The sequence below is a fragment of the Cnuibacter sp. UC19_7 genome (assembly GCF_042699995.1).
In the GTDB taxonomy this organism is placed as follows: Bacteria; Actinomycetota; Actinomycetes; order Actinomycetales; family Microbacteriaceae; genus Cnuibacter.
This window is the reverse complement of the sequence record NZ_CP170560.1, coordinates 365,221-385,377: the sequence shown is the minus strand read 5'-3', so window position 1 is coordinate 385,377 and position 20,157 is coordinate 365,221. Positions and strand designations below refer to the sequence as shown.

Genomic DNA, 20,157 nt, shown 5'->3' with positions numbered 1-20,157 from the left:
GTCCGCCACATAGCGCCGGGGTGTCGAGGAATCGGTGCTGTAGCGACGCAGCACGCACCACGACGTCGCGCGCGCCCGCGGCGGGCGGGGGAGATCAGGCGCGGAGGCCCAGGAGCGGGAGGAGCTGGGCGAGGTCGCGGGTGTCGAGGCAGACGTCGGCGTGGGCGCGCACGAGGGGCTTCGCGCAGAAGGCGACGGCGAGGCCCGCCTCGTCCATCATGCGGAGATCGTTCGCTCCGTCGCCCACGGCGATGGTACGCGATAGGGGCGTGCCCGAGTCGGCGGCCCAGGCGCGGAGCGCCGCCGCCTTCGCCTCGGCGTCGACGATGGGGCCGGTGACGCGGCCGGTGAGCGTCCCGTCGGCGACCTCGAGGCGGTTCGCCTGCCAGTGGTCGAGCCCCAGCGCCTCACCGATGGGGTCGACGAGCTCGTGGAATCCACCCGACACCACGCCGATCCGCCCGCCGAGCGAGTGCACGCCGGCGACGAGCTCGGGCACCCCGGCGGTGATGGTGATGCGCTCGCCGATCTCGGCCAGGCACGACACGGGCAGACCAGCGAGGGTGGCGACACGCTCGTGCAGGCTCTCTGCGAAGTCGATCTCGCCGCTCATGGCGCGGTGGGTGATGGCCGCCACCTCATCGAGGGAGCCCGCCGCCTCGGCGAGGAGCTCGATCACCTCGTTCTCGATCAGGGTCGAGTCGACATCGAGGACGACGAGGGTCATGGGACGACGCGAACTCCCTTTCCGACCACGGTGATGCCGGACTCGGTGACCGTGAAACCCCGTTCACGGTCGCGCTCGGGATCGACGCCGATCTGCGCCCCGGCGGACACGACGACGTTCTTGTCCAGGATAGCGCGGCGGATGACGGCATCCGGTTCGACGTGGACGCGGTCGAAGAACACCGAGTTCTCGACCAGCGCGCCCGAGTCGACGGTGCACCAGGGACCCAGGACGCTGCGCTCGACGCGGGCGCCCGAGATGAGGCAGCCGAGCGACACGATCGACTCGACGGTCATGCCCGGGTTGCCCTTCGCGTCGCGCACGAACTTCGCGGGCGGCGAGTTGAGCTGCTGCGTGTAGATGGGCCACTCGTTGTTGTACAGGTTGAACACCGGCAACGCGGAGATGAGGTCCTGGTGCGCGTCGAAGAACGACTCGATCGTCCCCACGTCGCGCCAGTAGTAGCGGTCGCGATCGGTCGATCCGGGCACGTCGTTGCGACTGAGGTCGTACACGGCGGCGTTCTGGCGAGACACGAAGTCGGGGATGATGTCGCCGCCCATGTCGTGGTTCGACTCGGGCCGCTCCCCGTCGCGGATGACAGCCTCGATCAGCTGGTCGGCGTCGAAGACGTAGTTGCCCATCGAGGCGAGCACCTCGCCGGGGGAGTCGGCGAGCCCCATCGGGTCCTTCGGCTTCTCGAGGAACTCGGAGATCCGGCGCGGGTCGGAGTCGGAGAGCTGGATCACGCCGAACTGGTCAGCGAGCGAGATCGGCTGACGGATGGCCGCCACCGTCGCGCCGGCGCCCGACTCGATGTGGGCCTCGATCATCTGGCTGAAGTCCATCCGGTACACGTGGTCGGCGCCGACCACGACCACGATGTCGGGGTCCTCGTCGCGGATGAGGTTGAGGCTCTGCAGGATGGCGTCGGCCGATCCGCTGAACCACCGCTTGCCGAGGCGCTGCTGCGCGGGCACCGAGGCCACGTAGGAGCCCAGCAGGCCGTCGAGCTTCCAGGTCTGCGACACGTGACGGTCGAGGCTGTGCGACTTGTACTGCGTGAGCACCACGATCTGCCGCAGCCCCGAGTTGACGAGGTTCGACAGCGCGAAGTCGATGAGACGGTAACCGCCGCCGAACGGCACTCCCGGCTTGGCCCGGTCGGCGGTGAGGGGCATCAGCCGCTTCCCTTCGCCACCCGCGAGGACGATGCCGAAGATCTTCTTCGATGCTGCCATGAGACCCACCCTAATGGTGTGGTGTACACCGGCGTACTAACGTTCGGAGTATGCGAGTCGACGTGCTGACCAAGGAGTATCCGCCCGCGATCTACGGGGGTGCAGGGGTGCACGTCACCGAGCTCGTGAAGGAGCTGCGCGAGAGGATGGACGTGGCGGTCCGCTGCTTCGGCGAACCGCGCGACGAGCCCGGCGTTTTCGCGTACCGCACTCCCACCGAGCTGGCGGGGGCGAACGGCAGCCTCGAGACGCTCGGCGTCGACCTGCAGATCGCCCAGGCGGTCGAGGGCACCGACCTCGTGCACTCGCACACCTGGTACGCCAACGCGGCCGGTCGCCTGGCACAGCTGCTCCACGGCGTGCCGCACGTCGTGACGGCGCACTCCCTCGAGCCGCTGCGGCCGTGGAAGGCCGAGCAGCTCGGCGGCGGGTACCGCGTGTCGTCGTGGATCGAGCGCGAGTCGTACGAGTCGGCCGACCACGTGATCGCCGTCAGCGGCGGCATGCGCCGCGACATCCTCCGCTCGTACCCGGCGCTCGACGAGGCGAAGGTCTCGGTCGTGTACAACGGGATCGACCTCGAGAAGTGGCGTCCCGTCGACGACGCCGAGGTCCTGGCACGGCACGGCATCGACGCCGATCGACCGACCGTCGTGTTCGTCGGCCGGATCACGCGGCAGAAGGGGCTGCCGTACCTGCTCCGCGCCATCGACCGCCTGCCAGCTGAGGTGCAGGTCGTGCTCTGCGCCGGCGCGCCCGACACCCCCGAGATCATGGCCGAGGTGACGAACGCCGTGCGCGCGCTGCAGGAGACGCGGACGGGCATCATCTGGATCGAGGAGATACTCCCGCAGCCCCAGCTGGCCGCGGTGCTCACCGCCGCGACCGTCTTCGTCTGCCCCTCGGTGTACGAGCCGCTCGGCATCGTCAACCTCGAGGCCATGGCGTGCGAGCTGCCTGTCGTGGGCACGGCGACCGGCGGCATCCCGGAGGTAGTCGTCGACGGCGTGACGGGCGTGCTCGTCCCGATCGAGCAGGAGCAGGACGGGACGGGCACCCCGCTCGACCCCGAGCGCTTCGTCGCCGACATGGCGGATGCGTTGACCCGCGTGGTCTCGGATCCCGAGTCGGCGAGGAAAATGGGCCTGGCCGGCCGCGCCCGTGCGGAGGCGGAGTTCAGCTGGTCGACGATCGCCGACCAGACCGCGGCGATCTACCGCTCGCTCATCGCCTGAGCCGACCCAGCAGGCTGCGCCCGCACCGCGTTCCGCACAGGCCGAACTCCCAGGCGGCACCCCCTCCGACCGGCCCTCGACCCCCGCGGCGCACGGCTAGGCTTGAGGGCATGCCTGATGTGCTCGACCTCGAAGACGTCACCGTCGTCCGCGGCGACAACCGCATCCTGAACGATCTGACCTGGCGGGTCGACGGCGATCAGCGCTGGGTGGTGCTCGGTCCGAACGGCGCCGGGAAGACCACCCTGCTCCAGATCGCCGCGGCGATGAGCCACCCCTCGAGCGGCAGCGTTCAGGTGCTCGACGGTCGCCTCGGCGAGGTCGACCTCTTCGAGCTGCGTCCGCGCGTCGGCTTCGCGTCGAGTGCGATGGCGCGCCGCTTCCCCGGCGACGAGACGGTGCTCGATGTGGTGCTCACCGCCGCCTACTCGGTCACCGGCCGCTGGAACGAGACCTACGAGGACATCGACCTCCGCCGCGCCCAGCGCGTGCTGGCCGAGTGGCGCCTCGACCACCTCAGCGACCGCGCGTTCGGGTCGCTCAGCGACGGCGAGCAGAAGCGGGTGCAGATCGCCCGGTCGGTCATGACCGATCCCGAGCTGCTGCTCCTCGACGAGCCCGCCGCCTCGCTCGACCTCGGCGCCCGCGAGGAGCTGCTGCAGCTCCTCGGCGGCTACGCCCAGTCTCCCGAGGCTCCGGCCATCGTGATGGTCACGCACCACGTGGAGGAGATCCCGATCGGGTTCACCCACGCGCTTCTGCTGGCTCGCGGGGGAGTCGTGACGAGCGGCGGCCTCCGCGAGACCATCACGTCCGAGAACCTCACCGAGGTCTTCGGCCTGCCCATCACCGTGACCGAGGAGGACGGGCGCTACACCGCCCGCGCCGCCTGAGGCCCGGCCCCGCCCGTCGACCCCACCGCCCGGCTCGACCGCCTCGGTCCGACCGCCGCGTCCGCTCGCCAGATCGGAGCGGGCCTGGTAGGATCGTGTGTTGGTTCGCCCGACGGCTCCGATGCCGCGACGGGCCCTCGCAGCCCGCCAGACACATCCTGGCCAGCCGGAACGCCCCCGCCAGCCAGACCACACCTGAGGATCCCCGATGAAGACTGACATCCACCCCGACTACGCCCCCGTCGTGTTCCGCGACCTCGCGTCCGGCGCGACCTTCCTGACCCGCTCCACCGTGACCGGCGAGAAGACGATCGAGTGGGAGGACGGCAACACCTACCCCGTCATCGACGTCGAGATCTCGTCCGAGTCGCACCCGTTCTACACGGGCAAGCAGCGCATCCTCGACTCGGCCGGCCGCGTCGAGAAGTTCAACTCGCGCTACAAGAACTTCGGCAAGTAGTCACTTCCCGAACGCTCACAGCCCGAAGCGCCTCCGCACACCGCGGGGGCGCTTCGTGGTTTTGCGAGGCGTCCCGGCTCGTCAGACCCCACGAGGCGACAGGTGGATCCTCCTGGTCTGAGCGTGCAGACGGGGCCGATCATGTCGAGATGACGCTCAAGGTCGCTTGGTGAGGCCTCGCGAGCGGCGCGCTCCACTTGACCCGGCTCGTAGTCAGTGCGTCGAATCGGTCGCCCGACAAGCTCAGCGCGACGAAGGGGTTTCCCCACAGCGTCACCAGCACCCACTCGGGACGGTCGGGAGCGGCAGCGCGATACCCGGACAGCCAACCTATCGAGCCATGAGAGGACGCCTCGCCACCCCTCACAGTCCACTCAGTGTTCGTCTCCTCAAGGAGAACGCCATCGAGAATCAGCTGGTCGTTGCACCGCCAGTCGAGCGCGTGAAGGTGTTGCCACCACGATACAGACCGAGGACCTTGCGAGTACTCCATCAAGTACAGCTGTCCCGAACTTGTACACGACACCCTCAAGATAGTCGGCGACCAGATCACCTGCCGCCGTCACACGCCACATCGACTGAGCATACCTCAGCGACGGCGGGAGCGGCGGCGGGCCTTACGGAGCTCCGACATCGCGAGGCCGACCTTGAGGCCCCAGTCGGCCGACTCCTTCGTGCTCGTCGCGATGTCGAGCGGGATGCCGGCGGCCGCCGTCTCGGTGCGGACCGCCAGCTCGAACGCATCGGCGTCGGCATAGGAGAGCGCGTTGTCGATCTCGACCGCCTCGGTGTCTTCGGCGAACGCGACGATGTACCCGAGTGTCGCGGCTCCCGTGCCGAGCGCGGTCCGCTGTGCGGCCCCCACCGGCCCCGGGACGAGCACACGCTGGTGCCGCATGTCGAGGAGGAGCAGAGCGCGGATGGTCGGCCACGGGTGGTCGACACCGTCGTAGAGGAACCCCTCCGGGCCGACCGCGACGAACGGGCCGCGGGCGAGCGCTCTCCCGAGCCTCCGATGACGACCGACGTTCTGCACCACGATCACCGCCGCCACGACGACGTAGCCCAGGGCGAAGACGCCCAGCGGAATGCCGATCCAGCCCGCGAGGATGAGGAGCGGCGACAGGAGGAGCACGAGCGCGCCGGAGATCCCGAACCGGCGGATGCCGCGCGCGGCCGCCGCGCGCCTGGTCTCGACCATGGCGCGGTCGGCCGTGAACGAGACCGTCACGCCGCCCTCAGAACAGCGTGGGGTGCGCGGGCACAGGGATGAGCGGCCACCCGCGGCGAGCGACGAAGTGCGGATCGCGGGCGCGACGCATGTAGTCCTCGAACGACGCGCACTGCTCGTCGTGCCAGTCGACCTGCGCGCGGTGGAGCGCAGCGGCGTCGAAGGCGAGGTCGTCGGCGTAGCGCTCCGCCAGGGCGAGCGCCACGCGCCCCGCCGCGATGGCGTCGGCGCCGGCGTTGTGCGCCTCCGTGAGGGTCACTCCGTAGTGGTCGGAGGCGGCGGTGAGGGTGCGCTTGCCCTTGCGGTACCGGTCGACCCGGCGGTCGATGACGAGCGGGTCGACGACCGCGCCCGGCTCGCCGAGCGGACGGATGCCGTGGCGGAGGCACTCGCGGTCGAGGAGCGTGAAGTCGTAGGGCGCGTTGTAGACGACCACGGCGTACGAGTCGGCGAGCATCGAGCGCAGCGTGAAGACGACCTCGTCGACGACCTCGGCTGCTCGTCGGCCGACCGCCCGGGCCTGCGCCGTCGTGATGCCGTGGACCGCCGTGGCGCCCTCGGGGATCTCGACGCCGGGATCGGCGATCCAGTCATGCCGGTCGACGACCTGTCCGCGCTCGTCGAGCATCGACACGTTGGCCGTCACGATGCGCGACGTCTCGACGTCGATGCCGGTGGTCTCCAGGTCGAAGACCGCGAGCCGGGTGGCCCAGATCGGGAGTGTCGCTCGAGTGGCCTCGAGCGTCACGAGTCACCGCATGCGTTCGTCGGGTTTCGACACATGCAACCAGTAGAAGGCCTGCGTGCCGAACGTCAGGTGCACCACGCCGTCGTCGTCGAAAGCGGGGAACTCGGCGTGCCCGAACAGGTCGTACAGCCGGCATCCCGCGTACTCGGGCGCGGTGATCGTGGTGGAGACGGGGTTGTGCGAGAAGTTGAAGACGCAGAGCACGTCCTCGGGCTGGTCGCCGAGCACGTCGTCGGAGCCCTCGTAGGAGCGCACGAACGACAGCACCGACTCGTTCGTGCTCTCGAGCACGCGCAGCGAGCCGAGCCCGAACGCCGGATGCGCCTTGCGCACATGCACGACGTTGCGGACCCAGTGCAGCAACGACCGCGACTGCGCCAGCTGGCTCTCGACGTTGACGAGCGTGTAGTTGAACACGAGCGACTGCACGACGGGGAGGAACAGCTTGCCGGGGTCGGCGGTCGAGAAGCCCGCGTTGCGGTCGGGGGTCCACTGCATGGGCGTGCGCGAGGAGTCGCGGTCGGGCAGCCAGATGTTGTCGCCCATCCCGATCTCGTCGCCGTAGTAGAGGAACGGGCTCCCGGGCAGCGCGAACAGCAGTGCGTGCACGAGCTCGAGCTCGGCGCGCGAGTTGTCGAGGAGGGGTGCGAGGCGACGCCGGATGCCGATGTTCGACCGCATCCGCGGGTCGTAGGCGTACCAGCCGTACATCGCCTGCCGGTACTCCTCGCTCACCATCTCGAGCGTGAGCTCGTCGTGGTTGCGGAGGAAGGTGCCCCACGCCGCGCCCGGCGGGATGTCGGTGGTCTCGGAGAGGATGCGCACCAGCTCGTCGGCCTTCTGCGAGCGGAGGGAGTAGTAGATGCGCGGCATCACCGGGAAGTCGAACGCCATGTGGCACTCGGGCTCCTCCTCGCTGCCGAAGAAGGCGGCCACCTCGCGCGGCCACTGGTTCGCCTCGGCGATGAGGATGCGACCGGGGTAGTCGCGATCGACCATCGCCCGCAGCTTCACGATGAAGTCGTGGGTGGGCGGCTCGCCCTCGCCGTTGCCCTCGTCCGACTCGTAGAGGTAGGGGATGGCGTCGAGGCGGATGCCGTCGACACCCATGTCGAGCCAGAACCGCACCGTGTCGAAGATCGCCTCGTGCACGGCCGGGTTCTCGAAGTTGAGGTCGGGCTGGTGCGAGAAGAAGCGGTGCCAGAAGAACTGCCGCCGCACCGGGTCGAACGTCCAGTTCGACTCCTCGGTGTCGACGAAGATGATGCGGATGTTCTCCCACTTCTCGTCGGTGTCGCTCCAGACGTAGAAGTCGCCGTACGGGCCCTCGGGGTCTTCGCGCGACTGCTGGAACCACTCGTGCTGGTCGGAGGTGTGGTTGAGCGGGAAGTCGATGACGATGCGCATGTTGCGCTCGTGCGCCTTCGTGACGAGGTCGCGGAACTCCTCGACCGTGCCGTACTCGGGCAGCACCGCCTTGAAGTCCGAGACGTCGTAGCCGCCGTCGCGCAGCGGCGACATGAAGAACGGGGGCAGCCAGAGCGCGTCGACACCCAGCCACTGCAGGTAGTCGAGCTTCGAGATGAGACCGGCGATGTCGCCGAAGCCGTCGCCGTTCGAGTCGACGAACGACCTCACCATCACCTCGTAGAACACCGCCCGTCGATACCACTGGGTGTCGAGTGTGAGACCGGGGGCCTGGATGGGGGCGGTGAAGCTCACGGGGCTCCTATCGGGGAGAGGCGGGGCTCGGACGCGAGGGCGGACGACCATCTTCACGATATCCCTGTGGACCGCAACGGCAACGGATGCTCGCGCGGGCTTCCAGCATGACGTGAGGGCTTCCAGGGTCATGCCCAGGAGCGCCTCTAAGCTGGTCCCGATGTCGATCGCCTCGCCCTACGCAGCCCGCAGTGCCCGCATGCCCGCGACGGAGCGCGTGCTCACGGTCCAGGGCAGCGAGACCCACCTGTGGGAGTACGGCGATCCCGACAGCGACACCGTCCTCCTCGTCGTCCACGGCTACCGCGGTGAGCACCACGGCCTCGAGCCGGTGGTCGTGCAGCTGGAGGGTCTGCGCATCCTCAGCCCCGACCTGCCCGGCTTCGGCGTCTCGACGCCGCTCGTGGAGGGCGAGCACGACATCGCCGGCTACGCGGCCTGGCTCCACGAGCTGACGCGGCGGATGCGCGACGAAGTCGGTCGCGACCGTCGCTTCGTCATCGTGGGCCACTCGTTCGGCTCCATCGTGGTGTCGGCGGCGCTGGCGGAGGGGCTCGACGTCGATGCGGCCGTGCTCATCAACCCCATCGCCGCTCCCGCGCTCAAGGGGCCCCGCGGGGTGATGACGCGGGGCGCGATCGTCTACTACCAGATCGCCGCCGCGCTTCCCGAGCGTGCCGGCTTCGCGCTGCTGGCCAACCCGCTCATCGTGCGGGTGATGAGCGAGACGATGGCGAAGACGAAGGATCGCGCGCTGCGCAGCTGGATCCACGACCAGCACGACCGCTACTTCAGCGCCTTCGCGAATCGCACGGTCGTGCTCGACGCCTTCCGTGCGTCCGTCGGCCATGACGTGAGCGAATACGCCGACCGGATCGCCGTGCCCACGCTGATGATCGCCGCCGATCGCGACGACATCACGCCCATCGAGGCGGAGTACGCGGTGGCTGCGACCATCCCCGACGCCGAGCTCGTGGTGCTGCACGGGGTGGGTCATCTCATCCACTACGAGCGTCCGATCGAGGCGGCGCGGGCGATCCGCTCGTTCCTGGCGCGGCTCGATGCCCACGGCGGACGGTCCGCTGAGGGCCTCGCCGAGAGCGGCGTCGCCACCTCATGAGGGTCGTCTACGACTGCCGGTACGTCCGCATCGGGCGCCACGACGGCATCAGCCGCTACACGGCCGGGGTGGTGGGGGAGCTGCGGCACCTCGTCGACCTCGTCGTCCTCATCAGCGACGAGCGCCAGCTCGAGATGCTGCCGGCGGGCCTGCGCTGGCGCCGCATCTCAGGGCCCACGAGCGTGCTCGAGCCCCTGGTGGCGCTGCAGGTGAACCGGCTGCGCCCCGATGTCGTCATCACCCCGATGCAGACGATGGGCACGGCGCTCCGACGCTACAAGGTGGCGTTGACGGTGCACGACCTCATCTACTACTCCAACCCCGAGCCGCCGCACGACCTGCCCGGCTTCGTCCGGGTGCTCTGGCGGCTGTACCACAAGGCCTGGTGGCCGCAGCGGGTGCTGCTGAACGGCGGCGACGCCGTGGTCACGGTCTCGCACACCACCGAGGGGTTGATCGAGCAGCACCGGCTGACGAAGCGGCCGGTGGTCGTCGCGCGCAACGCGGCCGACCTGCCGGAGCGCTCCGCCGTCGCCTCCGACCCCGACGCCCAGGCCGCGGCGCGCTCGATCGTCTACATGGGCTCGTTCATGCCCTACAAGAACGTCGAGACCCTCGCTCGCGCCGCGGAGCTGCTGCCCGGCTACACGCTGCATCTGCTCAGCAGGTCGACGCCCGCCGACGAGCAGCGCCTCCGCGAGGCCGCTCCGCGAGCCACGCTCGAGTTCCATCGCGGGGTGAGCGACGAGGAGTACCACGAGCTGCTCCGCCGCTGCACGGCGCTCGTCACGGCGTCGCTCGACGAGGGCTTCGGCATCCCGTTGGTGGAGTCGATGGGATACGGCACCCCGGTCGTGGTGAGCGACATCCCGGTCTTCGAGGAGATCCGGGGAGAGGCTGCGCTCTATGCGCCGGCCACCGATCCTGCGGCCTTCGCCGAGCGCATCCGCTCGCTGGAGGACCCGGCGGAGTGGCGTCGCCGTAGCGCGCTGGGGCGCGAGCAGGCCGAGCGGTTCAGCTGGGCAGAGTCAGCTCGAGCGATAGCGGGGCTCGCCGGCGAACTGACTCGTCGAGCGCGGAGCCGTTGAACTCCGACATCGAGACCGACCCGTCCTCGACGACGAAGTCGTGCGCCGAGCCGTTCGCGATGAGCTGCCCCTGCTGCGGCAGCGCCTTCTCGGTGATGTAGCGCACGAGCGATCCGATCACCCCGCCGTGGCACACCACGATCCACGACTGCCCCGGGTGCTCCTCGGCCAGTCGTCCGAGCGCGGGCAGCACTCGGGCGACCACGTCGGAGCGCCGCTCGCGACCGGGCACGGGCTGAAGCGGATCCGGGAAGCGGGCCACGATCTGGTCGTGATCGAGCCCCTCGACCTCGCCGTACGCGCGCTCGCGCAGGTCGGGTTCGATCTCGGGTTCACCGAGCCCGAGGCGGGCGGCGATGATCTCGGCCGTCTCGCGAGCGCGGCTGAGCGGGCTCGCGACGATGCCGTCCCACTCGCGCACCGCCAGTGCCTCGGCCGTGCCGCGCGCCTGCGCGCGTCCGGTGTCGTTGAGCGGGATGTCGGTCACGCCCTGGATGCGTCGCTGGGCGTTCCAGTCGGTCTCGCCGTGGCGCACGAAGGTGAAGGTCGTCATCACCGCCAGTCTACGGATCCAGCCCGACCCGGATGCGCCGGGTCATGATCGACCGGACCCGATCGCCTGCCGCCTATGACCCGCGCAGCGCCGTCGCGATCGCCTCGAGCGTCTCGGTGGTGCCCGCGTCGATCTTCACCACCGCACGGCGATCGCCCTTGGTGAGCCCCCGGTTGATGATGACGATCGGGAGGCGCCGGCGGCGGGCCTGCTCCAGGAGGCGGATGCCGGAGTTCACCACCAGCGACGAGCCCGCGATGAGCAGCGCATCCGACGCGTTCACCATCGCGCGGGCCTCGGCGAACTTCTCGACGGGCACGAACTCGCCGAAGAACACCACGTCCGGCTTGAGGACGCCGCCGCAGACGGTGCAGGCGGGGATGCGGAAGGAGTCGAAGTCGGCGACCTCGGCATCGCCGTCGGGGTTGAGCTGCACGAACTCGGGGCGCTCGAGGCCCGGGTTCTCCTCCTCCATGCGGTGGGCGATGTCGACCCGCGCGAACATCTGGCCGCACTGGAGGCAGCGCACGCGGTCGACCGATCCGTGGAGGTCGACGAGGCGGCGCGTGCCGGCCCGAGCGTGGAGACCGTCGACGTTCTGCGTGACGATGCCCGACACGACGCCCGCGGCCTCGAGCTCAGCGAGCACGCGGTGGCCGCGATTCGGCGCGGACGCGTCGAACATCCGCCACCCGACGTGGCTTCCGGCCCAGTAGCGCTTGCGGAACGACTCGCTCGAGCGGAACTGGTCGAACGTCATCGGGTTGCGCTTCGGAGCGCCTTCGCCGCGGTAGTCGGGGATGCCCGAGTCGGTGCTCATGCCCGCCCCGGTGAGCACGGCGATCCGGGCCCCGCGCAGCACGTCGACCGCCTGCTCGATGAGCACGTCGGTCTCGGGCGCCGCCGGATCGTCGACCAGCTCCATGCCACCTCCGCGATCGCAGTCCTGCACTCCTCTCGATTCTAGGTCCGTCGGTTTTCGCCGATGTCACGCGCGCTGGCAGAGTGGGGGGATGCCCGTCCTCCGCATCGACTCGCTCGACCGGCCCGAGCTCGCCGACTTCGCGGGCCTCACCGACGTCGCCATGCGGCGTCTGCTCGAGCCCGAGGGCGGCCTGTACCTGGCTGAGTCGTCGAAGGTCATCGAGCGGGCCGTCGACGCCGGCCACGTCCCTCGCGCGCTGCTGCTGCAGGAGCGCTGGCTGCCCGACCTCCAGGGCGTGCTCGAGCGCTTCCCCGACGTCCCCGCGTTCGTCGCCGACGACGCCCTGCTCACCGAGCTCACGGGCTTCCAGATGCACCGCGGCGCCCTGGCCTCGATGCACCGGCCGGTGCTTCCGGATGCGCGTGAGCTGCTGCGCGACGCACGCCTGGTCGTCGTGCTCGAGGACATCGTCGACCACACCAACGTGGGCGCGGCGTTCCGGTCGGCGGCGGGTCTCGGCGCCGATGCCGTCCTCATCTCGCCCCGCTGCGCCGATCCGCTCTACCGCCGGAGCGTGCGGGTCAGCATGGGCACCGTGCTCCAGGTGCCCTGGACGCGCATCGGCGAGTGGCGGGAGGCCGGGCCGATGCTGCACGAGCTCGGCTTCACGATCGCCGCGCTCGCGCTGAGCGACGACGCGGTGCCGCTTCCGGCGTTCGCCGCGACCGCACCCGACCGCGTGGCCGTCGTGATGGGCACCGAGGGGGACGGACTGAGCCGGCGCGCGCTGGCCGCCGCCGACGTGCACGTGGAGATCCCGATGCTGCACGGGGTCGACTCCCTCAACGTCGCCGCCGCGAGCGCGGTGGCCCTCTACGCGTTGACCACCGCCCGGCAGGCCGACTGACGGCGAGCGCGTCCTGCCGGTGCGTGGGCACCGCGGGGCGCGCGGACGACGGGACTCCCGCGGTCGGCGGCGCGCCGCTATGCTCGGCTCACCGATCCGAGGGAGGACGCACGTGAGTCAAGCCATGGCAGGGACAGGAGCGGCCCCCGGGGAGGGCAAGGGCCTCAAGGCGGGGAGCCTCGGACTCTTCGGCTCGACGGTCATCGGTCTGGCGTCCACCGCGCCCGTCTACTCGCTCGCGGCCACCATGGGCTTCGTCGTGCTCGCCGTCGGCGCGCAGGCGCCGATCGCGATGGCGCTGGCGTTCATCCCGATGTTCCTCACCGCCTCCGCCTACCGCGAGCTGAACCGCGCGGTGCCTGACTGCGGCACCGCGTTCACCTGGGGCACGAAGGCGTTCGGACCCTGGGTGGGGTGGATGGCGGGCTGGGGTGTCGCTGTCGCGGGCATCATCGTGCTCGCCAATCTCGCCCAGATCGGCAGCTCGTACCTCTGGCAGCTCACCGGCAATCCCGACCTCTATGAGAACGAGGTCATCGTCACCGCCACGGGTGCGGTGTTCATCGCGATCATGACGGTGATCAGCGTGCGAGGTCTGCAGATCGGAGAGCGCCTGCAGAACGTGCTGCTCGCCGTCCAGTACATCGCGCTCATCCTGTTCGTGGTGATCGCGTTCTGGAACGTGATCGCGGGCACCGCCCCCGAAGGGGCGAGCCTGCCCGAGGCGTCGTGGTTCAACCCGTTCGCGTTCGAGTCGGTCCACGGCTTCACCGAGGCGATCCTGCTCTGCCTCTTCATCTACTGGGGCTGGGACACCTGCCTCGCGCTCAACGAGGAGACGAAGGATCCGACGCGCACCCCGGGCCGGGCCGCGCTGCTGTCGACCGTCATCCTGCTCGTCACCTACGTGGGCGTGACGGTCGCCGCGATGTCGTACGCGGGGCTCGGCGAGTCGGGCCTCGGTCTCATGAACGCCGACAACGCCGAGGACGTGTTCCTCGCGCTGAAGGACGCGATCTTCGGGCCGTGGGCCTGGCTGCTCGTCATCGCGGTGGCCGTCTCGGCGATCTCGTCGACGCAGACCACGATCCTCCCCACTGCCCGCGGCACCCTGTCGATGGCGGTGTACCGGGCACTGCCCGAGCGCTTCGGACGGGTGCACCCGAAGTTCGGCACCCCGGTGTTCTCGACCGTCTTCATGAGCGTGGTCGCCATCGCCTTCTACGTGGGCATGACCATCATCAGCGACAGCGTGCTGCAGGACACCATCCTCTCGATCGGCCTGGCGATCGCCTTCTACTACTCGATCACGAGCTTCGCGTGCATCTGGTACTTCCGGAAGGAGATCTTCACCAGCGGTCGGAACTTCGTGTGGAAGGGTCTCTTCCCCCTCCTCGGCGGCGTGATGCTCGTGGCCGCCTTCGTGCAGTCGGCGATCGACATGTTCGCCACCGACTACGGCAGCACGATGCTGTTCGGCATCGGCGGGGTCTTCGTGATCGGCGTGGGCGCGCTCGCCCTGGGCGTCGTGCTCATGGTCGTCTGGTTCTTCTTCCCGGGCTCGAAGCCGTTCTTCCGGGGCGAGAGCCTCAACCGCGACACCGCCGTCCTCGTGCCCGACGAGGAGGTCCCGGTCGTGCGCTCGGTCGACGGCGGGCTGATGTAGGCCGGCTCCGCTCGTTCTTCGAGCTTCCCTCACCGTCTGCTACCCTCCCGGGGTGAAGTGGAACGTCGCACGCCCACCCTCGACCCGCCGGATCGCCACCGCGGCGATCCGGGTTCTGCTCGCTGCGACGATCATCTACGTCCTCGGCTGCGCCTTCGCCCCGCCGCCCGCCGCTACGGTCTCCCTGAGTGAGGCCCGCCCGCGGTTCGACCCGCCGGCGCCTCTGGTCGCTCCGGCAGCGGGACACAGCGCGATCGGGCTCGTCGGTGCAGACGAACCGCTCGGGTCGACCGGGGGCGACGACGCGGTGCCGATGGCCAGCATCACGAAGACCGTCACGGCACTGGTCGTCCTCGACGCGCATCCGATCGCCGCGGGAGAGACGGGTCCCGACATCGTCATGACCGAGACGGATGCGCGGATCCTCGACGACACGATCGCCCGCGGCGGGTCCTGGGCGCCGGTGCGGCCCGGTGATGTACTCGACGAGCGCGAGGTCCTGGAGATCATGTTGCTCGAATCGGCCAGCAACTACAGCATCACGCTGACGAACTGGGCGTTCGGCTCCCTCGACGCCTATGTCGACGAAGCGAACCGGTGGCTCCGAGAGAAGGGGCTGTCGGACACGACGGTCGTCGACCCGTTCGGACTCGACCCCGGCAACCGGAGCTCGACCTCAGATCTGCTTCGACTCGGCTCGATGGTGCTCGCCGATCCGTTGCTCCGAGAGCTGGTCGGCACGAAGACCGATGTCATCGCGTCGATAGGCGAGATCCAGAACACGAATCGGACGCTCGGCACGCTGGCCGTCGACGGCATCAAGACGGGCACGACGGACGAGGCCGGCTGGTGCCTGCTCTTCTCTGCCCCCTACAGAGGTCTCGGGGGTACGCCCGCGGAGCTGGTCGGGGTCGTGCTCGGGGCTCCGGACGACGCGTCCCTCTACGGATCGGTTCACGCGCTGCTCGCGAGCGCGCGCTCGGGGCTGCAGGCCGTCAACGTCGTGGGGGAGGGCGATCCTGTCGCCCGGTACACGACGGCGTGGGGCACGACAGCCGACGTCGTCGCGTCGGCGGACCTCTCGATCGCGGCGTTGTCGGGCGACGACGTCGCACGCACCCTCGAGATCCGTGGTGTCGGTGCGGCAGAGTCGGGCGCCGAGGTCGGGACGCTGCGATTCGATCTGGATGGAGGAGCGATCGCGGACGGTGACACGTCGATCCCGATCGTCCTCGGGGCGGACCTGACCGGCCCCGGCCTCTGGTGGAGACTGACGCATCCGCTCGAACTCCTGGGGGTCGGGCCAACCCTGTGACCAGGAGGCCCACGGACGGTCCCGCCCCGACAGCCTTCCGGGCGGGTTCGCGCGTGGTGCTCCACTAGACTCCGTCGGGTGTCCCGCCCCGCCTCGCCCACCGTCTACCGGCGACGGCGCATCCTCGTCGGGAGCATCCTCGGGGTGCTCGTCATCCTCGGCCTCTACGTCCCCGCCGTGGGGCTGGCCCCGCTCCCGGCGGCCGCTCTGACGGTCTCCGCCGATCCGGCGCCGTCGACCCCGGAGACCGCCCTCGCGACCCCGCAGGCCGGGCGCAGCGCGATCTCGATCACGGGCAGCGATCAGGTGCTCGGGTCGAGCGGCGACGACGCGTCGGTGCCGATCGCCAGCATCACGAAGACGATCACAGCCTTGGTCGTGCTCGACGCGCATCCGCTCGCCCTCGGTGAGGACGGCCCGGCCATCACGATCACCCAGGCGGACGCGCAGATCCTGGCCGACACCATCGCGGTCCAGGGTTCCTGGGCTCCCGTCTTCCCCGGCCAGACCCTCAGCGAGCGGCAGGTCATCGAGGTGATGATGCTCGAGTCGGCCAACAACTACAGCGTCACCCTCGTCGACTGGGCCTTCGGATCGGTGCCGGCGTATCTCGACGCCGCCGAGACGTGGCTGGCCGATCAGGGACTGTCGAGCACCGCCGTCGTCGACTCGTCAGGGCTCGACCCCGGCAGCCGCAGCAGCACCTCCGATCTTCTGCGCCTCGGCGCACTCGCCCTGGCGGATCCCATCCTGGCCCAGATCGTCGGCACCGCGACCGACGTGCTGCCGCAGATCGGCGAGATCCAGAACACCAACCGCGCGCTGGGGCAGCTGGGCGTCAACGGGATCAAGACCGGCACCACCGACGAGGCCGGACGGTGCCTCCTCTTCGCGGCCCCGTACACCGCCCCCGACGGCGAGACCCGCGAGCTCGTCGGCGTCGTGCTCGGCGCGCCGGACGAGGACACGCTCTACGCGTCCGTCCTCGCGCTGCTGAGCAGCGCCGAGGCCGGTTTCCAGCAGCTCGACATCGTCGACCAGGGTGCCGTAGTGGGGGAGTACACCACCGAGTGGGGAGCGTCGGCCGACGTGGTCGCGAGCGCGGGTCTCTCGGCGTCGGTGTGGTCGCAGGTCACCGCGACCCGCTCCGCGGAGCTCGACGAGGGGCTCGCCACGGGGAAGTCCGGCGACACCGTCGGCACGGCGCGCTACACGCTCGACGGCGGGCTCTCGTTCGGGGGCGACGACGAGCTCACCGTGCCGCTCACGCTGGCGGGCGACCTCGACGGGCCCGACCTGTGGTGGCGGATGACGCATCCGGCCGCGCTGCTCGGCTGAGCCGACCGAACTGAGCCGGCCGCGCTGCTCGGCTGAGCCGACCGCGCCGAGCCGGCCGCACTGAGCCGGCCGCGCCGAGAGACGATCCGCGGGATCAGTCCGCCGTGCCCCGGACCATCGGCTCGGGGATGGGGCGCTTGGCCGTGATGTTGTCTCCGGACGAGCGGTGCGTGAGCCTCCGGATGACCCACGGCACGAGGTGCACCCGAGCCCAGACGAGGTCCTCGCTGCGCGCCTGACGCCAGCTGCGCACCGGCAGCGGCTCGGGCTCGCCCTTCTGCAGCTCGTTGGGGACGTTGAGCGCCGCGAGCACCATGCGGGCGACCTCGTGGTGCCCGAGAGGGTTCGGGTGCAGGCGGTCCTCCGACCACATCCGGGGATCCTGGATCTCCTTGAGGCCCCACTGGTCGGCCACGACGAGCCCGTAGCGGTCGGCGATGACCCGCAGGTTCTCGTTGTAGATCGCCACCTTGCCGCGGATGCCGCGGAACACCGGCGACCATCCTGTGTCCATCCCGGTGAAGATCACCACGGTCGCCCCGTCGGACGTGAGCCGCCGGATCCCCGCCTCGAAGCGGGCGGCGATGTCGTCGGGATCGGTGCCGGGGCGGATGATGTCGTTGCCGCCGGCGGAGATGGAGATGAGGTCGGGCTTCAGCTCGAGCGCGGGCTCGATCTGCTCGTCGACGATCTGCTGCAGCAACCGGCCGCGGATGGCCAGGTTGGCGTAGGAGAACTCGCCGTCGGCCTTCTCGGCCAGCACCTCGGCCACCCGGTCGGCCCAGCCGCGGTGACCGCCGGGGCTCAGCGGCTCGGGATCGCCGATGCCCTCGGTGAAAGAGTCGCCGAGCGCCACGTAGCGCCGCCACGGATGCGTTGCCGCCTGATCCTCCGCCATCGGTCCCCATTCCCTTCCCTCGGAACCCATCCACCCTACGCCCGCCCCCTGCGACGATCCTTGACGAACGTGAACGAGTTCTCCGCGCGAGTCTCGGGGGCACCGGTGGTGAGCGTCACGAGCGTCAGCGGGGCGGGGTAACCTCGTACGTCGTGACGAACCTGCCGCTCTTCGAACCCGCTCCGGGGACGAGTGCCGCAGGACACCTCTCGCCGAGCTTCCCGGCGCGTGCCCCCTGGGGCACGGCGGGCAAGCTCCGGGCCTGGCAGGAGGAGGCGCTCACCGCCTACTTCGACAAGGAGCCGCGCGACTTCCTCGCCGCCGCGACCCCCGGCGCAGGCAAGACGACCTTCGCGCTGCGGCTCGCCTCCGAGCTGCTCCACCGCCGCACGGTCGACCGCATCATCGTCGTCGCCCCCACCGAGCACCTCAAGAAGCAGTGGGCGGATGCGGCGGGCCGGGTCGGCATCCGCCTCAACCCGTTCTTCAAGAACAGCGAGTCGCGGTTCGCCCGGCACTACCACGGCATCGCGATCACCTACGCGCAGGTGGCCATCCGGGCGGCGCTCCACCGCGAGCTGGTGCAGGGCGCCGACACGCTCGTCATCCTCGACGAGGTGCACCACGGCGGCGACGCGCTCAGCTGGGGCGATGCGGTGCGCGAGGCGTTCGAGCCAGCCAAGCGCCGACTCTCCCTCACCGGCACGCCCTTCCGTTCCGACACGGCCCCCATCCCGTTCGTCGACTACCTGCCCGACGAGCACGGCATCCGGGTCTCGCGCACCGACTACGACTACGGATACGGCCGCGCGCTCGCCGACGGCGTGGTGCGCCCGGTGCTGTTCATGGTCTACGCCGGCCACATGCGCTGGCGCACCAAGGTCGGCGACGAGATGGAGGCCCGGCTCGGCGAGGGCAACACCAAGGACATCACCTCCCAGGCCTGGCGCACGGCTCTCGATCCGGCGGGGGAGTGGATCCCCCAGGTGCTGGGCGCCGCCGACCGCCGGCTGAGCGAGGTGCGGCAGCATGTCCCGGATGCGGGCGGCCTGGTGATCGCGACCGATCAGACCACCGCGCGGGCCTACGCCGCGATCCTGCACGGGCTCACCGGCGAGATGCCCACCGTCGTCCTCTCCGACGAGGACGAGGCGTCGGAGCGCATCGAGACGTTCTCGGCCGGGACGAGCCGGTGGATGGTGGCCGTGCGCATGGTGTCGGAGGGTGTCGACGTGCCGCGACTGGCCGTCGGAGTGTACGCCACGAGCGCCTCGACGCCGCTGTTCTTCGCGCAGGCGATCGGCCGCTTCGTGCGTGCTCGGCGCCGCGGCGAGACCGCGTCGGTCTTCCTCCCGAACGTGCCCGCGCTGATGGCGCTCGCCTCGTCGATGGAGCTGCAGCGCGACCACGCCCTCGACCGCCGCGACGACGGATCGCAGGAGGGTGACCTCTACAACCCGGAGGACGCCATGATGGCGGCCGCCGAGCGCGAGGACCGCGCGTCCGAGACGCTCACCGAGGAGTTCTCCTTCCAGCCGATGGGCTCGGAGGCGACCTTCGACCGCGTGGTCTACGAGGGCGGCGAGTACGGCTTCGAGGCCATGGTCGGCAGCGAGGAGGAGCTCGACTTCATCGGCATCCCCGGCCTCCTCGAGCCCGAGCAGGTGAAGGAGCTGCTTCAGCACCGCGCCGCGCGTCAGGCCAAGCGACAGAAGGGGCGCCGGGTCGAGGGCGAGCTCCCGCCCCAGGACGAACGGCACGAGGGCGCCGTCCCCGCGCCGCTCTACCGCGACATCAAGGAGCAGAGGAGCCTGCTCAACAGCCTCGTCGGACTCTGGTCGAAGACGTCGGGCGAGCCGCACGGCCTGATCCACGCCGAGCTCCGCCGCCTCTGCGGTGGGCCGGCCGTGGCGCAGGCCAGCGTCACGCAGCTGCAGTCGCGCATCGTCACCGTGCGGAAGTGGCTCGGCGGCACCCGCTCGAGCTGAGCGCTCGCGCGCACACCCACGCCCAGGCCCACGCGCGACCGCGCACACCCGGGCCCAGGCCCAGGCGTGACCTGCGCGTCGCCCCATTCGGGGGCGTCTCGG

At 70.2% G+C, this 20,157-nt stretch carries 18 protein-coding genes; 10 read left to right on the top strand and 8 right to left on the bottom strand.

The annotated features are described in order from the left end of the window. Positions 1-94: 94 nt before the first annotated feature. Both serB and glgC read right to left on the bottom strand, forming a co-directional pair. Positions 95-727, bottom strand: a complete 633-nt coding sequence (gene serB, locus ACFJGV_RS01895) for a phosphoserine phosphatase SerB (RefSeq protein WP_378146416.1) — start codon at positions 725-727, stop codon at positions 95-97. Beyond that, positions 724-1,968, bottom strand: a complete 1,245-nt coding sequence (glgC, locus tag ACFJGV_RS01890; RefSeq protein WP_378146414.1) for a glucose-1-phosphate adenylyltransferase — start codon at positions 1,966-1,968, stop codon at positions 724-726. Before glgC ends, serB begins: the two co-directional genes overlap by 4 nt. Positions 1,969-2,018: 50 nt before the next feature. On the opposite strand from glgC, the gene glgA reads away from it, so the two are divergent. From glgA to ACFJGV_RS01875, 3 genes are all read left to right on the top strand, one after another. Next, entirely contained in the window at positions 2,019-3,203 is a 1,185-nt protein-coding gene (gene glgA, locus ACFJGV_RS01885) for a glycogen synthase (protein WP_378146413.1), read from the top strand. Between the two features lie 110 nt (positions 3,204-3,313). Continuing rightward, positions 3,314-4,096, top strand: a complete 783-nt coding sequence (locus tag ACFJGV_RS01880) for an ABC transporter ATP-binding protein (protein ID WP_378146411.1) — start codon at positions 3,314-3,316, stop codon at positions 4,094-4,096. Between the two features lie 208 nt (positions 4,097-4,304). Next, positions 4,305-4,556, top strand: coding sequence for a type B 50S ribosomal protein L31 (locus ACFJGV_RS01875; RefSeq protein WP_085019469.1), 252 nt, complete (start codon positions 4,305-4,307; stop codon positions 4,554-4,556). A 589-nt stretch (positions 4,557-5,145) separates the two neighbouring features. Here the strand turns inward: ACFJGV_RS01875 and ACFJGV_RS01870 are convergent. Genes ACFJGV_RS01870 through treS form a run of 3 tightly spaced genes read right to left on the bottom strand, consistent with a single transcriptional unit; the run spans position 5,146 to position 8,257 of the window. Then, positions 5,146-5,787, bottom strand: a complete 642-nt coding sequence (locus ACFJGV_RS01870; protein ID WP_378146410.1) for a hypothetical protein — start codon at positions 5,785-5,787, stop codon at positions 5,146-5,148. Positions 5,788-5,794: 7 nt separating this feature from the next. After that, positions 5,795-6,535 (bottom strand): exonuclease domain-containing protein, encoded by a 741-nt coding sequence (locus ACFJGV_RS01865; RefSeq protein WP_378146408.1) that lies wholly within the window; start codon positions 6,533-6,535, stop codon positions 5,795-5,797. A 3-nt stretch (positions 6,536-6,538) separates the two neighbouring features. Beyond that, complete coding sequence (treS, locus tag ACFJGV_RS01860; RefSeq protein ID WP_378146407.1) at positions 6,539-8,257, bottom strand: maltose alpha-D-glucosyltransferase; 1,719 nt, start codon at positions 8,255-8,257, stop codon at positions 6,539-6,541. 160 nt (positions 8,258-8,417) lie between these two features. On the opposite strand from treS, the gene ACFJGV_RS01855 reads away from it, so the two are divergent. After that, positions 8,418-9,377, top strand: coding sequence for an alpha/beta fold hydrolase (locus ACFJGV_RS01855; RefSeq protein ID WP_378146406.1), 960 nt, complete (start codon positions 8,418-8,420; stop codon positions 9,375-9,377). After that, positions 9,374-10,465 (top strand): glycosyltransferase family 4 protein, encoded by a 1,092-nt coding sequence (locus ACFJGV_RS01850; protein WP_378146404.1) that lies wholly within the window; start codon positions 9,374-9,376, stop codon positions 10,463-10,465. The genes ACFJGV_RS01855 and ACFJGV_RS01850 overlap by 4 nt, the downstream gene beginning before the upstream one ends. Here the strand turns inward: ACFJGV_RS01850 and ACFJGV_RS01845 are convergent. After that, positions 10,392-11,018 (bottom strand): histidine phosphatase family protein, encoded by a 627-nt coding sequence (locus ACFJGV_RS01845; RefSeq protein ID WP_378146403.1) that lies wholly within the window; start codon positions 11,016-11,018, stop codon positions 10,392-10,394. The genes ACFJGV_RS01850 and ACFJGV_RS01845 overlap by 74 nt on opposite strands. Before the next feature lie 73 nt (positions 11,019-11,091). Continuing rightward, entirely contained in the window at positions 11,092-11,943 is an 852-nt protein-coding gene (locus tag ACFJGV_RS01840) for a Sir2 family NAD-dependent protein deacetylase (protein WP_378146402.1), read from the bottom strand. Positions 11,944-12,031: 88 nt separating this feature from the next. On the opposite strand from ACFJGV_RS01840, the gene ACFJGV_RS01835 reads away from it, so the two are divergent. The 4 genes from ACFJGV_RS01835 to ACFJGV_RS01820 all read left to right on the top strand — a co-directional run bounded on the left by ACFJGV_RS01835 (position 12,032) and on the right by ACFJGV_RS01820 (position 17,169). Then, positions 12,032-12,850 (top strand): TrmH family RNA methyltransferase, encoded by an 819-nt coding sequence (locus ACFJGV_RS01835; RefSeq protein WP_378146400.1) that lies wholly within the window; start codon positions 12,032-12,034, stop codon positions 12,848-12,850. A 124-nt stretch (positions 12,851-12,974) separates the two neighbouring features. After that, a complete protein-coding gene (locus ACFJGV_RS01830) occupies positions 12,975-14,516 on the top strand; it encodes an APC family permease (RefSeq protein WP_378146399.1) in 1,542 nt (513 codons plus the stop codon). Positions 14,517-14,568: 52 nt separating this feature from the next. Beyond that, positions 14,569-15,831 (top strand): D-alanyl-D-alanine carboxypeptidase family protein, encoded by a 1,263-nt coding sequence (locus ACFJGV_RS01825; RefSeq protein ID WP_378146397.1) that lies wholly within the window; start codon positions 14,569-14,571, stop codon positions 15,829-15,831. A gap of 78 nt (positions 15,832-15,909) precedes the next feature. After that, on the top strand, positions 15,910-17,169 hold the full coding sequence (locus ACFJGV_RS01820; RefSeq protein WP_378146396.1) for a D-alanyl-D-alanine carboxypeptidase family protein: 1,260 nt from the start codon (positions 15,910-15,912) through the stop codon (positions 17,167-17,169). A 94-nt stretch (positions 17,170-17,263) separates the two neighbouring features. On the opposite strand, the gene ACFJGV_RS01815 is transcribed toward ACFJGV_RS01820, so the two are convergent. After that, entirely contained in the window at positions 17,264-18,067 is an 804-nt protein-coding gene (locus ACFJGV_RS01815; RefSeq protein WP_378146394.1) for an SGNH/GDSL hydrolase family protein, read from the bottom strand. A 152-nt stretch (positions 18,068-18,219) separates the two neighbouring features. Here ACFJGV_RS01815 and ACFJGV_RS01810 point away from each other — a divergent pair, with 152 nt between their 5' ends. Then, a complete protein-coding gene (locus tag ACFJGV_RS01810) occupies positions 18,220-20,055 on the top strand; it encodes a DEAD/DEAH box helicase (RefSeq protein ID WP_378146392.1) in 1,836 nt (611 codons plus the stop codon). Positions 20,056-20,157: the final 102 nt, after the last annotated feature.

Coding starts and splice junctions, on each gene's coding strand:
- serB (WP_378146416.1), bottom strand. CDS start 727: ATGACCCTCGTCGTCCTCGATGTCGACTCGACCCTGATCGAGAACGAG.
- glgC (WP_378146414.1), bottom strand. CDS start 1,968: ATGGCAGCATCGAAGAAGATCTTCGGCATCGTCCTCGCGGGTGGCGAA.
- glgA (WP_378146413.1), top strand. CDS start 2,019: ATGCGAGTCGACGTGCTGACCAAGGAGTATCCGCCCGCGATCTACGGG.
- ACFJGV_RS01880 (WP_378146411.1), top strand. CDS start 3,314: ATGCCTGATGTGCTCGACCTCGAAGACGTCACCGTCGTCCGCGGCGAC.
- ACFJGV_RS01875 (WP_085019469.1), top strand. CDS start 4,305: ATGAAGACTGACATCCACCCCGACTACGCCCCCGTCGTGTTCCGCGAC.
- ACFJGV_RS01855 (WP_378146406.1), top strand. CDS start 8,418: ATGTCGATCGCCTCGCCCTACGCAGCCCGCAGTGCCCGCATGCCCGCG.
- ACFJGV_RS01850 (WP_378146404.1), top strand. CDS start 9,374: ATGAGGGTCGTCTACGACTGCCGGTACGTCCGCATCGGGCGCCACGAC.
- ACFJGV_RS01845 (WP_378146403.1), bottom strand. CDS start 11,018: ATGACGACCTTCACCTTCGTGCGCCACGGCGAGACCGACTGGAACGCC.
- ACFJGV_RS01840 (WP_378146402.1), bottom strand. CDS start 11,943: ATGGAGCTGGTCGACGATCCGGCGGCGCCCGAGACCGACGTGCTCATC.
- ACFJGV_RS01835 (WP_378146400.1), top strand. CDS start 12,032: ATGCCCGTCCTCCGCATCGACTCGCTCGACCGGCCCGAGCTCGCCGAC.
- ACFJGV_RS01830 (WP_378146399.1), top strand. CDS start 12,975: ATGGCAGGGACAGGAGCGGCCCCCGGGGAGGGCAAGGGCCTCAAGGCG.
- ACFJGV_RS01815 (WP_378146394.1), bottom strand. CDS start 18,067: ATGGCGGAGGATCAGGCGGCAACGCATCCGTGGCGGCGCTACGTGGCG.